The following is a 17,545-nucleotide window of genomic DNA, read 5'->3' as shown; positions in this document are numbered from 1 at the left end:
CAATAGGCAAAGCCTGCCTCGAGCCTTAAGCTGCGCCCATCGTCATACCCAACAGGAGCGCTACCATGGCCCAAGCCACCGTCACCGCCGTCACCGGCAACGTCGTCATCGTCAAAGCCGATGGCACCACCCGGGCCCTGCAAGTGGGCGAAGTCGTGCAGCGCGGCGACGTCATCCGCACCCAGAACGGGGCGCGGGTCGAGCTGCTGCTCGCCGACGGCCGGACCCTGGCCATGGGCCCCAACCAAGCCCTGCGCGTCGATGAAACCGTGGCCCTCACCGACGCCACCCCGCAAGCCGCCGACGCCGCCGTGCAAGCCACCACCGTGGCCGAGATTGTCCAGATTTTGGAGCAAGGCCTAGACCTGCTCGAACAAATCGACCCCGCCGCCGCCGGTGCCGTGGCCGCCGGTGCGGGCGAAGGCAGCGACTTTGTGCGCCTGCTGCGCGTGGCCGAGCCGGTTGAGCCGCTGGCATTCCAGTTCAACCTCGGCGCCGCCGACACCACCGACGAGATCGAGGGCGATCCGGCCCCGGTCACGATCGACCTGAGCTTCGAACTCGAAGAAGAATCGGCACTGGGCCTGGACGGCAACGACGAAACCGACGACGGCCTGAGCGCATCGCGAAGCGGCAACTTCCTCACCGGCGTGGGCGGCGTGCTCACCAGCTTCAGCGTGCCGGGCTTGGGCTTCATCGCCATCGCGCCCGGCGGCAGCACCTTGGCCTTCGACGCCAACGGCCAAGTCATCCCCCCCGGCGCCACCACCCCGCCTTCCGTGCTGCTCACCGTGCAGCCCAACGGCGACTACACCCTCACCGTGGTCGGCCCGCTCAACCACCCCACCCCCGGCACGGTCGAAGAGCTGCTGGCCCTGAGCCCCATCGCCCTCATCGGCACCGCCGGCACGGGCGGCTACCTGACCATCAATCTGGCCATCACGGTGCAAGACGACGTGCCGCTGGCAGCCATGGGCGAAGATGGAGTGCCGCGTTCCGACTCGATCGCGCTCGACGAAGACGACCTGCGTGCAGCCCGAGGCGTGGGCGAGAGCGAAGGCAACGACAGCACGCCCGAGCCGCTGTCTGTCAGTGGCAGCATCGTCGACAACGTCAACTGGGGCGCCGACGGCTTTGGTCGCGTCACTGGCGTGAGCTGGAGCGGCGGCAGCGTTGCTTTGGCGGCCAACGCCGCCAGCGTCACCGTGTTCCTCGATGCCAACGCCCAAGTGCAAGAGGGCGGCACCGGCGCCGCCCTGAGCCTGCAAGTCTTTGCCAACGGCAACTACACCGTCACCTTGCTCGACAACCTGCTGATTGCAGGTGCGGGCGAGAACCTGGTCAGCGTGCTCAACGACGGCTTCACCATCAACGCCGTCGATGGCGACGGCGATGCCGTGGCCGGCGGGGTGCGCGTCAACGTCAACGTGACCGACGACGTGCCGCTGGCCATCATGGGCCAAGACGAAAGGCCGCTGGCCGACACCGTCGCGCTCGACGAAGACGACCTGCGTGCAGCCCGAGGCGTGGGCGAGAGCGAAGGCAACGACAGCACGCCCGAGCCGCTGTCTGTCAGTGGCAGCATCGTCGACAACGTCAACTGGGGCGCCGACGGCTTTGGTCGCGTCACTGGCGTGAGCTGGAGCGGCGGCAGCGTTGCTTTGGCGGCCAATGACACCAGCGTCACCGTGTTCCTCGATGCCAACGCCCAAGTGCAAGAGGGCGGCACCGGCGCCGCCCTGAGCCTGCAAGTCTTTGCCAACGGCAACTACACCGTCACCTTGCTCGACAACCTGCTGATTGCAGGCGCGGGCGAGAACCTGGTCAGCGTGCTCAACGACGGCTTTACCTTCAACGCCGTCGATGGCGACGGCGATGCCGTGGCCGGCGGGGTGCGCGTCAACGTCAACGTGACCGACGACGTGCCGGTTATCGACGTGACCAGCGCCTTGACCACTACCCTGACGGTTACGCTGCGCGGCTCCGATGCGGGCTACGACAACAGCTTTGGCTACTACATCAAAGACGCCAACGGCAACCCGACCAGCGGTGTCGTGATCTGGGACAACGTCAAGGCCTTTGGCGCCACCCAAGTCACCATCGTCGGCTACACCGCCGATCAGATTGGCTTCTTCATCATCCCCAACGGCAACAACCTCAACCCGGACTTGGGGCCCAACACCCCCATCGCCTTCGAGCGGGTCGGCGACCATTGGCAAGCGACACCTGTCGGCAGCAGCACCGCCTTGGTCGGCGAAGGGGGCGCGGGTGGCATCTTGTTCGACGTCGCTGGCCTCAACCCCGATGGCCGAGCCTACGTGCAAGACAACGCGGCCCCGGGCAACCTCAACTGGGAAGACATTCGCGGCGGCGGCGACGAGGACTTCGACGACGTCAACATCGAAGTCTCTTGGAGCTCCAACCTGCCTACGCTGGCGGTCGACGAGAGCAACCTAGCCACCAACGCCAGCGCCAGCTTTGCTGCTTTGTTTGCGGTCGATGCCACCCCCGGCGCCGACGGCGAGGCCAGCCGCAGCAGCGTCTACAGCCTGAGCGTCAACACCGCCATCGCCAGCGGCGTGGTCGATGTGGCCAGCGGCCAAGCCGTCACCTTGGTCACCGACGGCACCACCGTGCGCGGTCAAGTCACCATCGGCACCACCGTCACCGACGTGTTTACGCTGAGCGTCGACGCCCAAGGCGAGGTCAGCCTCGACCAGCTGCGTGCGCTGCGCCACGCCGACGCCAGCAACCCCAACGACAGCGTCAGCCTAGCGGCGGGAGCGGTTACGCTCACGCGCACCGACACCATCGAAGACGGCGACTACGACGAAGCCAGCAGCAGCGCCACGGTTCAAATCGGTGCGGCCCTGAGCTTTGCCGACGACGGCCCGAGCATCAGTGTCGCGTCCGACACCGTGCTGCTCGACGAAGACGACCTGCGTGCAGCCCGAGGCGTGGGCGAGAGCGAAGGCAACGACAGCACGCCCGAGCCGCTGTCTGTCAGTGGCAGCATCGTCGACAACGTCAACTGGGGCGCCGACGGCTTTGGTCGCGTCACTGGCGTGAGCTGGAGCGGCGGCAGCGTTGCTTTGGCGGCCAACGCCGCCAGCGTCACCGTGTTCCTCGATGCCAACGCCCAAGTGCAAGAGGGCGGCACCGGCGCCGCCCTGAGCCTGCAAGTCTTTGCCAACGGCAACTACACCGTCACCTTGCTCGACAACCTGCTGATTGCAGGTGCGGGCGAGAACCTGGTCAGCGTGCTCAACGACGGCTTCACCATCAACGCCGTCGATGGCGACGGCGATGCCGTGGCCGGCGGGGTGCGCGTCAACGTCAACGTGACCGACGACGTGCCGCTGGCAGCCATGGGCGAAGACGAAAGGCCGCTGGCCGACACCGTCGCGCTCGACGAAGACGACCTGCGTGCAGCCCGAGGCGTGGGCGAGAGCGAAGGCAACGACAGCACGCCCGAGCCGCTGTCTGTCAGTGGCAGCATCGTCGACAACGTCAACTGGGGCGCCGACGGCTTTGGTCGCGTCACTGGCGTGAGCTGGAGCGGCGGCAGCGTTGCTTTGGCGGCCAATGACACCAGCGTCACCGTGTTCCTCGATGCCAACGCCCAAGTGCAAGAGGGCGGCACCGGCGCCGCCCTGAGCCTGCAAGTCTTTGCCAACGGCAACTACACCGTCACCTTGCTCGACAACCTGCTGATTGCAGGCGCGGGCGAGAACCTGGTCAGCGTGCTCAACGACGGCTTCACCATCAACGCCGTCGATGGCGACGGCGATGCCGTGGCCGGCGGGGTGCGCGTCAACGTCAACGTGACCGACGACGTGCCGCTGGCCATCATGGGCCAAGACGAAAGGCCGCTGGCCGACACCGTCGCGCTCGACGAAGACGACCTGCGTGCAGCCCGAGGCGTGGGCGAGAGCGAAGGCAACGACAGCACGCCCGAGCCGCTGTCTGTCAGTGGCAGCATCGTCGACAACGTCAACTGGGGCGCCGACGGCTTTGGTCGCGTCACTGGCGTGAGCTGGAGCGGCGGCAGCGTTGCTTTGGCGGCCAATGACACCAGCGTCACCGTGTTCCTCGATGCCAACGCCCAAGTGCAAGAGGGCGGCACCGGCGCCGCCCTGAGCCTGCAAGTCTTTGCCAACGGCAACTACACCGTCACCTTGCTCGACAACCTGCTGATTGCAGGCGCGGGCGAGAACCTGGTCAGCGTGCTCAACGACGGCTTTACCTTCAACGCCGTCGATGGCGACGGCGATGCCGTGGCCGGCGGGGTGCGCGTCAACGTCAACGTGACCGACGACGTGCCGGTTATCGACGTGACCAGCGCCTTGACCACTACCCTGACGGTTACGCTGCGCGGCTCCGATGCGGGCTACGACAACAGCTTTGGCTACTACATCAAAGACGCCAACGGCAACCCGACCAGCGGTGTCGTGATCTGGGACAACGTCAAGGCCTTTGGCGCCACCCAAGTCACCATCGTCGGCTACACCGCCGATCAGATTGGCTTCTTCATCATCCCCAACGGCAACAACCTCAACCCGGACTTGGGGCCCAACACCCCCATCGCCTTCGAGCGGGTCGGCGACCATTGGCAAGCGACACCTGTCGGCAGCAGCACCGCCTTGGTCGGCGAAGGGGGCGCGGGTGGCATCTTGTTCGACGTCGCTGGCCTCAACCCCGATGGCCGAGCCTACGTGCAAGACAACGCGGCCCCGGGCAACCTCAACTGGGAAGACATTCGCGGCGGCGGCGACGAGGACTTCGACGACGTCAACATCGAAGTCTCTTGGAGCTCCAACCTGCCTACGCTGGCGGTCGACGAGAGCAACCTAGCCACCAACGCCAGCGCCAGCTTTGCTGCTTTGTTTGCGGTCGATGCCACCCCCGGCGCCGACGGCGAGGCCAGCCGCAGCAGCGTCTACAGCCTGAGCGTCAACACCGCCATCGCCAGCGGCGTGGTCGATGTGGCCAGCGGCCAAGCCGTCACCTTGGTCACCGACGGCACCACCGTGCGCGGTCAAGTCACCATCGGCACCACCGTCACCGACGTGTTTACGCTGAGCGTCGACGCCCAAGGCGAGGTCAGCCTCGACCAGCTGCGTGCGCTGCGCCACGCCGACGCCAGCAACCCCAACGACAGCGTCAGCCTAGCGGCGGGAGCGGTTACGCTCACGCGCACCGACACCATCGAAGACGGCGACTACGACGAAGCCAGCAGCAGCGCCACGGTTCAAATCGGTGCGGCCCTGAGCTTTGCCGACGACGGCCCGAGCATCAGTGTCGCGTCCGACACCGTGCTGCTCGACGAAGACGACCTGCGTGCAGCCCGAGGCGTGGGCGAGAGCGAAGGCAACGACAGCACGCCCGAGCCGCTGTCTGTCAGTGGCAGCATCGTCGACAACGTCAACTGGGGCGCCGACGGCTTTGGTCGCGTCACTGGCGTGAGCTGGAGCGGCGGCAGCGTTGCTTTGGCGGCCAACGCCGCCAGCGTCACCGTGTTCCTCGATGCCAACGCCCAAGTGCAAGAGGGCGGCACCGGCGCCGCCCTGAGCCTGCAAGTCTTTGCCAACGGCAACTACACCGTCACCTTGCTCGACAACCTGCTGATTGCAGGTGCGGGCGAGAACCTGGTCAGCGTGCTCAACGACGGCTTCACCATCAACGCCGTCGATGGCGACGGCGATGCCGTGGCCGGCGGGGTGCGCGTCAACGTCAACGTGACCGACGACGTGCCGCTGGCCATCATGGGCCAAGACGAAAGGCCGCTGGCCGACACCGTCGCGCTCGACGAAGACGACCTGCGTGCAGCCCGAGGCGTGGGCGAGAGCGAAGGCAACGACAGCACGCCCGAGCCGCTGTCTGTCAGTGGCAGCATCGTCGACAACGTCAACTGGGGCGCCGACGGCTTTGGTCGCGTCACTGGCGTGAGCTGGAGCGGCGGCAGCGTTGCTTTGGCGGCCAATGACACCAGCGTCACCGTGTTCCTCGATGCCAACGCCCAAGTGCAAGAGGGCGGCACCGGCGCCGCCCTGAGCCTGCAAGTCTTTGCCAACGGCAACTACACCGTCACCTTGCTCGACAACCTGCTGATTGCAGGCGCGGGCGAGAACCTGGTCAGCGTGCTCAACGACGGCTTTACCTTCAACGCCGTCGATGGCGACGGCGATGCCGTGGCCGGCGGGGTGCGCGTCAACGTCAACGTGACCGACGACGTGCCGGTTATCGACGTGACCAGCGCCTTGACCACTACCCTGACGGTTACGCTGCGCGGCTCCGATGCGGGCTACGACAACAGCTTTGGCTACTACATCAAAGACGCCAACGGCAACCCGACCAGCGGTGTCGTGATCTGGGACAACGTCAAGGCCTTTGGCGCCACCCAAGTCACCATCGTCGGCTACACCGCCGATCAGATTGGCTTCTTCATCATCCCCAACGGCAACAACCTCAACCCGGACTTGGGGCCCAACACCCCCATCGCCTTCGAGCGGGTCGGCGACCATTGGCAAGCGACACCTGTCGGCAGCAGCACCGCCTTGGTCGGCGAAGGGGGCGCGGGTGGCATCTTGTTCGACGTCGCTGGCCTCAACCCCGATGGCCGAGCCTACGTGCAAGACAACGCGGCCCCGGGCAACCTCAACTGGGAAGACATTCGCGGCGGCGGCGACGAGGACTTCGACGACGTCAACATCGAAGTCTCTTGGAGCTCCAACCTGCCTACGCTGGCGGTCGACGAGAGCAACCTAGCCACCAACGCCAGCGCCAGCTTTGCTGCTTTGTTTGCGGTCGATGCCACCCCCGGCGCCGACGGCGAGGCCAGCCGCAGCAGCGTCTACAGCCTGAGCGTCAACACCGCCATCGCCAGCGGCGTGGTCGATGTGGCCAGCGGCCAAGCCGTCACCTTGGTCACCGACGGCACCACCGTGCGCGGTCAAGTCACCATCGGCACCACCGTCACCGACGTGTTTACGCTGAGCGTCGACGCCCAAGGCGAGGTCAGCCTCGACCAGCTGCGTGCGCTGCGCCACGCCGACGCCAGCAACCCCAACGACAGCGTCAGCCTAGCGGCGGGAGCGGTTACGCTCACGCGCACCGACACCATCGAAGACGGCGACTACGACGAAGCCAGCAGCAGCGCCACGGTTCAAATCGGTGCGGCCCTGAGCTTTGCCGACGACGGCCCGAGCATCAGTGTCGCGTCCGACACCGTGCTGCTCGACGAAGACGACCTGCGTGCAGCCCGAGGCGTGGGCGAGAGCGAAGGCAACGACAGCACGCCCGAGCCGCTGTCTGTCAGTGGCAGCATCGTCGACAACGTCAACTGGGGCGCCGACGGCTTTGGTCGCGTCACTGGCGTGAGCTGGAGCGGCGGCAGCGTTGCTTTGGCGGCCAATGACACCAGCGTCACCGTGTTCCTCGATGCCAACGCCCAAGTGCAAGAGGGCGGCACCGGCGCCGCCCTGAGCCTGCAAGTCTTTGCCAACGGCAACTACACCGTCACCTTGCTCGACAACCTGCTGATTGCAGGCGCGGGCGAGAACCTGGTCAGCGTGCTCAACGACGGCTTCACCATCAACGCCGTCGATGGCGACGGCGATGCCGTGGCCGGCGGGGTGCGCGTCAACGTCAACGTGACCGACGACGTGCCGCTGGCAGCCATGGGCGAAGACGAAAGGCCGCTGGCCGACACCGTCGCGCTCGACGAAGACGACCTGCGTGCAGCCCGAGGCGTGGGCGAGAGCGAAGGCAACGACAGCACGCCCGAGCCGCTGTCTGTCAGTGGCAGCATCGTCGACAACGTCAACTGGGGCGCCGACGGCTTTGGTCGCGTCACTGGCGTGAGCTGGAGCGGCGGCAGCGTTGCTTTGGCGGCCAATGACACCAGCGTCACCGTGTTCCTCGATGCCAACGCCCAAGTGCAAGAGGGCGGCACCGGCGCCGCCCTGAGCCTGCAAGTCTTTGCCAACGGCAACTACACCGTCACCTTGCTCGACAACCTGCTGATTGCAGGCGCGGGCGAGAACCTGGTCAGCGTGCTCAACGACGGCTTCACCATCAACGCCGTCGATGGCGACGGCGATGCCGTGGCCGGCGGGGTGCGCGTCAACGTCAACGTGCAAGACGACGTGCCGCTGGCAGTGGCCGAACGCTCGGTGACTGCCACCGTGGCCGAAAACGACATCAACACCCGGCTTTCCACCGGCACCTCGCCCAACGACGGCAACGCCGATGGCTCGTTCACCGGCGACCCAGGTCAGAGCCGCGGCCCGGCCACCGTCAGCGGCTCGCTGGCCAGCTTGGTCAGCTTCGGTGCCGACGGCGCGGCTGCTGGCGGCGGGTTTGGCCTGAGCAGCGACTTCGCTGGCCTGACGGCCCAAGCCCTCACTTCAGCAGGCGCAGCCCTGAGCTACGCGGTCAGCGGCAACACCCTGACCGCCACGGTCGGCAGCGGCAACGCCGCGCGCACCGTGTTCACGCTCGAAGTCCAGCCCAACGGCAACTACACCTTGCGCCTGTTCGACCAGCTCGACCACCCGCCGGGCGCAGGCGCCAACAACCTGGCGCTCGACCTCTCGTCGGCCATCACCGCGACCGACGCCGACGGCGACCGCATCACCCTCAGCCGTGGCTTTACCGTCAACGTGACTGACGACGTGCCGCAGTTGGCTGGCATATTGCCCGCAGTTGGTTTGGTCGAAGAAGAAGCGCTGCCAGGCGGCAACCCGGAATGGCCAAACCTCGGCGCAGTGGCCAGCGGCAGCGTCGCCGGCCAAGCCCAGTCTGGCGCCGACGACCCGCTGACTTTCAGCCTCAACCCGGTGCTGGGCGGGCTGCCCACGCTCACTTCCGCAGGCCTGCCCGTGAACTATGCCATCAGCGGCAACATCCTCACTGCCACGGCCGGCAGCGGCATCACCGCGCGCACCGTGTTCACGCTTGAAGTTCAGTCCAACGGCGACTACACCTTCACCCTGCGCGCCCCGATCGACCACCCGGCTGGCCAGGGCGAAAATTGGCGCACCCTCGACCTGTCGAGCGCCATCGTCGCCACCGACCGCGACGGCGACGCCCTCGTGCTCCGCAACGCCCTGTCGATCACGGTCATCGACGACGAGCCGCGGGTCGATTTGCGCGGCGCAGGCACGGTTGCAGAAGACGCCGCAGGCACCATCACGGGCACTTGGAGCGTGCAGATGGGGGCCGATCAACCCGGGGCAGTAGAGGTCAGGCTCGGCGGCCAGAGCCATGCCATCGGCACCCCGATCACGGTCAATGTAGGCGGCCAAGCGATCGGCACCCTGACCGTCAATGTCGGCGGAACGTGGAGCTTCGACCCCAACCCCAACCTGAACAACCCCAACGGCGTCCATTTCACGTTCAGCATCCGCGCCACCGACGCCGACAGCGACGTCGAGTCCGACGGCCACAGGATCACCGTCACCGATGGCCGCAACCCCAGCGCCGGTGCGGCGCAAACGCTGGCGCTGGACGAAGAGGCGCTGGGCAACGCCAACGCCACCGGCACCAACCCGGCCAACACCGCCGAAGCCGCCACCGCCACCTTGGCATTCACGGCCGGTTCCGACGACCTGGTGGGCTTTGCCTTCTCGACCAATCTGAACAACCTGGTGCGCAACACCGACGGCGTGACCGGCCCGGAGCTGACCTGGACCCGCACCAACGCCACCACCCTGACCGCCACCTTTGGCGCCAGCAACGACGTCGCCCTGACCCTGACCTTGACGGCACCGGCCTCGATCGCGCACGGCACTGCGGGCTCCGTAAGCGTTACCGCCACCCTGTCAGACAACCTGCGCCATGAGCTCGCCGGTGGCGAACAGGTGCTCAGCCTGGGTTCGATCGGTGTGGTGGCCACCGACCGCGACGGCGATGCTGCAACGGGCACCGTCAACCTGTCGGTACAGGACGACGTGCCGAGCATCACCGTCTCCCCCACCCAGAACCTGCGCGAATCTTTCGAGGGCTTTGTGACCACCGAGCCCAACCAGGGCGGCTGGTTCGTCGTGGGCGAGAACGGCAGCACCTTGGTGGGCAACGACGGCATCGTCTGGACGCTCAACGAGGCCGGGATCGAAATCCAGCGCGGCAACGTCGGCGGTGCTGCGCCCTCCGACGGCGCGCACAAGGCCGAGCTCGATGCGCACAACCTGGCCGGCGGCAGCACCAACACCCTGAGCGTGCTCTCGACCCAGCTCTATGTGCCCGCGGCCCCCTTCGTCATGTCCTTCGACTACCAGCCGCGCCCGGCTGCCATGACCGACAGCACCATGACCGTCACACTGGGCGCGGTGGTGGTTGCCATCAGCGCCGACGCCCAAGGCGTGCTCAGCATCAGCGCCCCCAGCGGAGTCACGGCAACCACGACCCCGGGCACCAACGGCTGGAGCACCATCAACCTGAGCTTTGCCAACGTCACACCGGGCCTCAACACCCTGAGCTTTGCCGGCACGGGCTCGGCCAACAGCCTAGGCGCCTACATCGACAACATCCGCATGGCGGCCAACAACCCCATCCTGGTCGATGAAACCAGGCTCGGTGACGATGGCAGCGCCAACGCCGGGGCGCTGCGCTTCAGCGTCGATTTCGGTGCCGATGGCGCGGCCGCCAGCAACGCGCGCGTGTTTGATCTGACGGCTGCCAACGGTGCCCCAACCGGCCTGACCGACACCGCCAGCGGCCAGCCGGTGGTCATCGCCCAAGGCAGCAATGGCCAAATCCTTGGCGTCGTGACCGTCAACAACGTGCAACAGACGGTGTTCGTCATGTCGGTCGATGCCGAAACTGGCGTGGTCAGTTTCGACCAGCAGCGTGCGGTCGTGCACGGCGACGCACTAGACCCCGACGACAGCGTCAGCATCGCCCAAGGTGTCATCGAGCTGCGCTTGACCGCCACCGACGGCGACGGCGACACGGTCAGCGCCACGGTTGACGTTGGGAGCTTGGTCTCGATTGCCGACGACGGCCCGCGCATCGACGTTTCACTGGCCTCCCCAGACGCCCAACCCCTGCCCGTGCTCACCACCCAAGACGCCGAGACCATCGGCGCGGCCAGCGACACGGCCACGGGCAACTTTGCCGGCTTGTTTGCGGTCAGCGCCAACGCCGGTGCCGACGGCGAGGCCAGCCGCAGCAGCAGCTACAGCCTGAGCGTGGGCATTCCAGCAACCGGCCTGAGCAGCGGTGGGCAAGCCATCAGCCTGTTTGCCGGCCCCAACGGGCAGCTGCTGGGCTCGACCGCTGCGGCGGCCAACTTGGTCACCGCCAGCAACACCGTGTTCGAGATCGGCGTCAATGCCAGCACTGGCCAAGTCACCCTGACCCAGCACATCGAGATCGACCACGCCGTCAGCGGCAGCCTTGCGGGCTTGCCGGCAGGAACCGTGCTGCTGAGCGCCAGCTCCACCATCACCGACGGCGACGGCGATCAAGCCAGCGACAGCGCCACGCGCGACATCAGCGCCGCGTTCAAGTTTGAGGACGGTACGCCGCCGGTGGTCTCGATCAGCGCCAGACCGGCCACCGTGGACGAAGACGGCGCAGCCGTCATCACCTTCACCGTCAGCCAAGACCGGGTCTCGGTCACCGACACCGTGGTGACCATCAGCCTGACTGGCACGGCCACCGAAAACACCGACTACGCGGTAACCGGGTTGCCAGCTGGCCAGACCCGCACCGTTACCATCCTGGCCGGCCAGAGCAGCGTGAGCTTCACCGCCGACCCGACGCCGAACATTCTTGATGAAAACAACGAAACCGTCGTTGCCACCATCGATGCGGCCACAGGTGCCACGGTCGACCCGGGTGCCGACAGGGCCACCGCCACCATCCTCGACAACGACACCGCACCCACCATTGATGATTTGGCGGTCAGCGTATCCGAGGAGGGCTTGGCGAACGGCCTAGTAGACACCAGCGGCACACCAGTTGACACCACCAACAGCCGCAGCGCCAGCGGCACCCTTGCAGTCACCGGCAACGGCGTGGCCCCTCTGACCATCGCCTTGTCGCTCGCCGGCTTGCCTGCAACGGTCGGCGGTACTGCGCTCACATGGAGCCATGGCGCAAACCAAGCGGTGCTCATCGGCAGCGCGGGCACGACGCAGGTCATTCAGATCACGCTCAACGGCGGCAGCATCAACGTTGCCTCCGGCGCCACCAGCGTGAGCTACCAAGTCGAGCTGCTCGCGCCCATCCAGCACCCCACCAACAACGTGGAGGACTTGCTCAGCCTCAGCGTCGGCCTTTCCATCAGCGACGGGGTCAACCCAGCAGAGAGCGGCAGCATCCAAATCACCATCGAAGACGACATGCCGCGCATCACCAGCGTGGACAACCTGACGCTGGCCAATCAAGTATCCAGCCAAACCGGCAACATCGTGGGCTTGGCCTTTGGTGCCGACGGGCCTGCTGCGGTGCAGGCGCTGCAACTGTCGGGTTGGACCGATTTGGCTGGCATCACCGAGACCCTCTCGGCAGACGGTCAGACCTTGACCGCCACCATCGATGGCAGCGGAACGCCGCCCCAAGTGTTCTACACCGTCGGCTTGAACAACAACGGCACCTACACCTTCAACCTCATCACGCCGCAGCCGACCCAGACCTTTGCCATCGGTGGCCAGTTTGGCGCTGGCGGCCCGGTAGAAACCATCACCGTCAACGCAGGCACCAATACCGTGATCTTTGACGGTCTGCTGTATACCAATGCGGGCGGGGTGGGTGCGCCACAAAACAGCGGTGCCGATGATTTGAACCCCAACAACCAGGGCTTTGGTGTCGCCAACGGCAACATAGAACACAACGAGGGCTTCCGGGCCAGCATGACGCAGCCAGCCGATGGCTTGTCGTTCCAGGTGCATGGAAACGGCAACACCGACACGGCAACCATAGAGTGGGTGGCTTATGCGGCCGATGGCACCACCGTGGTTGACTCTGGAACATTGACGTTGTCGGGTTTGAAAACCGTGAATCAGTTGGCGTCGATCGAATCCGATGCGGAATTCTCACGCGTAGACGTGCGTTTTGTTCTGGACGGAAACGACACCGTGCGGGTGCAAGATTTTGGCGTCATCGACCGCATCACGCCGCCCGATTTGGCGCTCGGATTTGAGGTGCGCGCCACCGACAGCGATGGCGACTGGGCCACAGCAAACTTTAACGTCAATGTGAATGCCGTCAGCGTGCCCACCGTCCAAGTCGGTGCCCCCGGCACCGGCGTGGGCGACATCGAGGTGCCCGAAGGCCAGGCGGCCGTGTTTGGCGTGCGCGTCAGCGGTGCGGCCAGCGGCTCGGCCCTGACGCTCGCGCTGGCCGACGGCACGGGCTCAAACCCTGCCCTGAGCCCGGCCGACTACAGCCGCGCCGTGTTCGAGTTCAGCCTCGACAACGGCGTGACTTGGAGCGCCTACGCCGGGGCGATCAGCGTGGCGACCGGCGACAGCCTGGTGCAAGTGCGCACCAGCACCGTCAACGACCTGATCGACGAAGCCAACGAGACCTTCAGCCTGACGGCGACCCTGACCAGTCTGGGCCAGACGGTGAGCGACAGCGCCACGGCCACCATCCTTGACAACGACGTGCCGGTGGTCTCGATCAGTGCCAGCCCGGCGACGGTGGCCGAAGACGGCACCGTCAACGTCACCTTCACCGTCAGCTTGGATCAGCCCTCGGTGACCGCCACCGTGGTCACCATTGCCTTGGGCGGCAGCGCCACCGAAGGCACCGACTACGCTGTGACTGGCTTGCCCACTGGCGCGACGCGCACGGTCACCATCCCTGCGGGCCAGACCAGCGTGACTTTCACGGCCGACCCGACGCCCGACACGGTCGTGGAAAACAACGAGACCGTGGTGGCCACGATCACCGCGGCCACCAATGCCACGGTCAGTGCGACCGCTGGCAGCGCCACGGCCACCATCCTTGACAACGACGTGCCGGTGGTCTCGATCAGTGCCAGCCCGGCGACGGTGGCCGAAGACGGCACCGTCAACGTCACCTTCACCGTCAGCTTGGATCAGCCCTCGGTGACCGCCACCGTGGTCACCATTGCCTTGGGCGGCAGCGCCACCGAAGGCACCGACTACGCTGTGACTGGCTTGCCCACTGGCGCGACGCGCACGGTCACCATCCCTGCGGGCCAGACCAGCGTGACTTTCACGGCCGACCCGACGCCCGACACGGTCGTGGAAAACAACGAGACCGTGGTGGCCACGATCACCGCGGCCACCAATGCCACGGTCAGTGCGACCGCTGGCAGCGCCACGGCCACCATCCTTGACAACGACGTGCCGGTGGTCTCGATCAGTGCCAGCCCGGCGACGGTGGCCGAAGACGGCACCGTCAACGTCACCTTCACCGTCAGCTTGGATCAGCCCTCGGTGACCGCCACCGTGGTCACCATTGCCTTGGGCGGCAGCGCCACCGAAGGCACCGACTACGCTGTGACTGGCTTGCCCACTGGCGCGACGCGCACGGTCACCATCCCTGCGGGCCAGACCAGCGTGACTTTCACGGCCGACCCGACGCCCGACACGGTCGTGGAAAACAACGAGACCGTGGTGGCCACGATCACCGCGGCCACCAATGCCACGGTCAGTGCGACCGCTGGCAGCGCCACGGCCACCATCCTTGACAACGACGCCGCCCCCACCATCGCCGCAGGCAGTGCCAGCGTATCCGAAGAAGGCCTGCTCGGCGGTCTGCCAGACTCGACCGGCACCAGCGACACCACCGACAGCGCAACCACCTTGGGCATGCTGAGCATCACCCGCAACGGCAGCGCGCCGCTCACCGTCAGCCTCACGAGCGACGGCCTGCCCGCTGCACTGGGCGGCACCCCCATCACTTGGAGCGGCGCCGGTACAGCGGTGCTAACCGGCAGCAGCGGCAGCGACGCGGTTATCCGCATCACGCTCAACGGCGGCAGCACCAGCGTTGGCACCAGCGGCAGCAGCGTGAGCTACCAAGTCGAGCTGCTGCGGCCAATCGCCCACCCCGACACCACAGCCGAAGACGTGGTGAGCTTTAACGCCAACGTGCGCATCAGCGACGGCGTCAACCCGGGCAGCACAGCCGCTTTGGCGGTGTCGATCGAGGACGACCGGCCCGCAGTGCCCCAGACCCTCAACGCCAGCGTCAATGAAAGCGGCGCGGCCCAGCACAACCTCATGTTCATCCTCGACCTCTCGGGCAGCATGGACGATGACGCTGAAATTGCTGGCGCTCCCCAAACCCGCCTTGCAGTCGCCAAAGACGCGATGCAACGGCTCATCGACACCTACGATGGCATGGGCGATGTGATGGTGCGCATCGTCACGTTCAGCGACACCGCGAGCGCGGTGGGCAACGTCTGGATGAGCGCGGTGGCGGCCAAGAACTGGATCACGGCCCTTGCCAACAACGCGGGCGACGGCTTCACCAACTTCGACGCCGCGCTTACCGCGGCGATGAACGCCTTCGGCTCAAGCGGCAAAATCCCCAGCGGCGTCAATGTGTCCTACTTCCTGTCCGACGGCGAGCCGAACCGGGGCAGCGATCCATTCACCGAGCACGGCCCCACCGCAGCCACCACTGGCGACAGCGGCATCGGCACCCAAGAGCAGACCGCTTGGGAGAACTTCCTGCGCGCCAACGACATCAAATCGTTTGCCTTGGGCATGGGTGGCGGGCTGACTGTGAACCCCGGTGCGCTCGACGACGAACTCGACCCGATCGCCTACGACGGCCGCGCTGAAGCCAACCTGCACCCGATCGCCGTGACCGACATGGCCCAACTCAGCAATGTGCTGGCCGGCACCGTGGTAGGCGGCAACACGATCACGGGCAATCTGCTGACCGATGGCAACCCAGACGCCCGCTTTGGTGCCGACGGGGCCGGTGTGCGGCAGATATTTTCAGTCACCTTCAACAACGTGGAGCACACCACCGCGTCTAGCCTGTACAACGCCAGCACCCACACCCTCACGCTGTCGGTTCCAGGCGGCAGCCTGAGCGTCAACTTCCAGACCGGGGCCTACAGCTTCACGACCTCTGCGCTCGAGGCCAACAATGCGTTGAACGCGTTCACCTACAAGATCATCGACGGCGATGGCGACACCGCCACCGGCGCGCTCAACATCACCGTGGTCGAGCACCAGCCTACAGCCAGCCACGATACTGCCACCGCCACCGAGGGGAACTGGCGGTTCGCAGGTGACGCGGATCGCACCGTATCGATCTTCTTGCCAGAAAGCTGGAGCACCGCATCCACCACCACAAAAGTTGCCGGCGAATGGAAGATTGATCCGAAGAGCGGAGATCCTGTGGTGAGTGCTCAAACACCCACCTTTACCTTCGCCGCCAACCCCAGCAACCCAGCGCAGGTGCGGTTTGATATCGACGTCGATGGTTACAACTCGGTTGACGTGCTGCGGGTCGAGCTTGTGAATGCAGGCGACAACCAAGTCGTGGCTTTTATGAACTTTAGCGATGACGTCAGCAATGCTTCGTTCAGCGTCACCGCAAGCGGCACCTACCGGCTGCGCGTCGTGGGTGAAGACAATTCAACGGGTGGAGGTCTCGACGCCACATTGAGTGGTGTGGAGATTATCAGCCGCGCCTTTACCCCTGCGCGATGGGAGTCGCAGACCGTGCGCACAGCCAATATCGCCTGGGTGGCGGGTATTGCCGCAGCCGGCAACGTGTTGGCCAATGACGAGGCCGGTGTTGAGGGCGCCGTGGTGTCGCAAGTCACCGTGGGCAGCAGCACACCTACCAACGTTGCCGTCAGCGGCAACACGGTCATCGTGGGCCAGTTTGGCACGCTGAGCATCAACGCCCAAGGGGCCTTCACCTACACGCCAAACAGCCGCGACAACCCACAAGGTGCGCAAGACGTGTTCAACTACACCATCCGCCAGCCCGACGGCGACACCGCCAGCGCCAACCTCACGGTGTCGCTGACCAACTTCGCCTACAGCACGACGGCTAACGATTTCGCCCAACTGGTCGGCGGCGGCGATGGCAACGACACCCTCAACGCCTTGGGTGGCAACGACGTGGTCTATGGCGGTGCCGGCAACGACACCTTGACGGGTGGCGCCGGCAACGACCTGCTGCTGGGCGGCAGCGGCAACGACACCCTCACCGGCGGTCTGGGGGCCGATGTGTTTGCATGGCGCTTGGGCGACCAAGGCAGCACCGGCACCCCGGCGCGCGACGTGATCACCGACTTCAACCCCCGCGAAGGCGACGCGCTCGACCTGCGCGATCTGCTGCAGGGCGAGACAGCCGCCAACCTGGGCAGCTTCCTGCGCTTTGGTACCGATAGCGCGAGCGGCAAGCTGGTGCTGCAGGTGGACCACGATGGCGGCACGAGCTTCGCGCCGACACAAAACATCGTGTTCGACAACTTTGCCAGCCAGGCGGCACTGGCGCAGGCGCTGGGTCTGGCGGTTGGGGCGTCGGAGACCGACATCCTCAACAAAATGCGCACCGACGGGCACCTGCGCACCGACTGATCGGGGCG

The 17,545-nt window shown here is 66.1% G+C and carries 1 protein-coding gene; it reads left to right on the top strand.

Annotation, left to right across the window (positions count from 1 at the left end):
* Positions 1–65 precede the first annotated feature (65 nt).
* Entirely contained in the window at positions 66–17,537 is a 17,472-nt protein-coding gene (locus tag AAAZ40_RS01130) for a retention module-containing protein (RefSeq protein WP_476660779.1), read from the top strand.
* Positions 17,538–17,545: the final 8 nt, after the last annotated feature.

The sequence above is a fragment of the Serpentinimonas sp. SMBJO2 genome, assembly GCF_056341105.1.
Note: the sequence above shows the minus strand (reverse complement) of the source record. Positions and strands in the feature narration are given on the sequence as shown.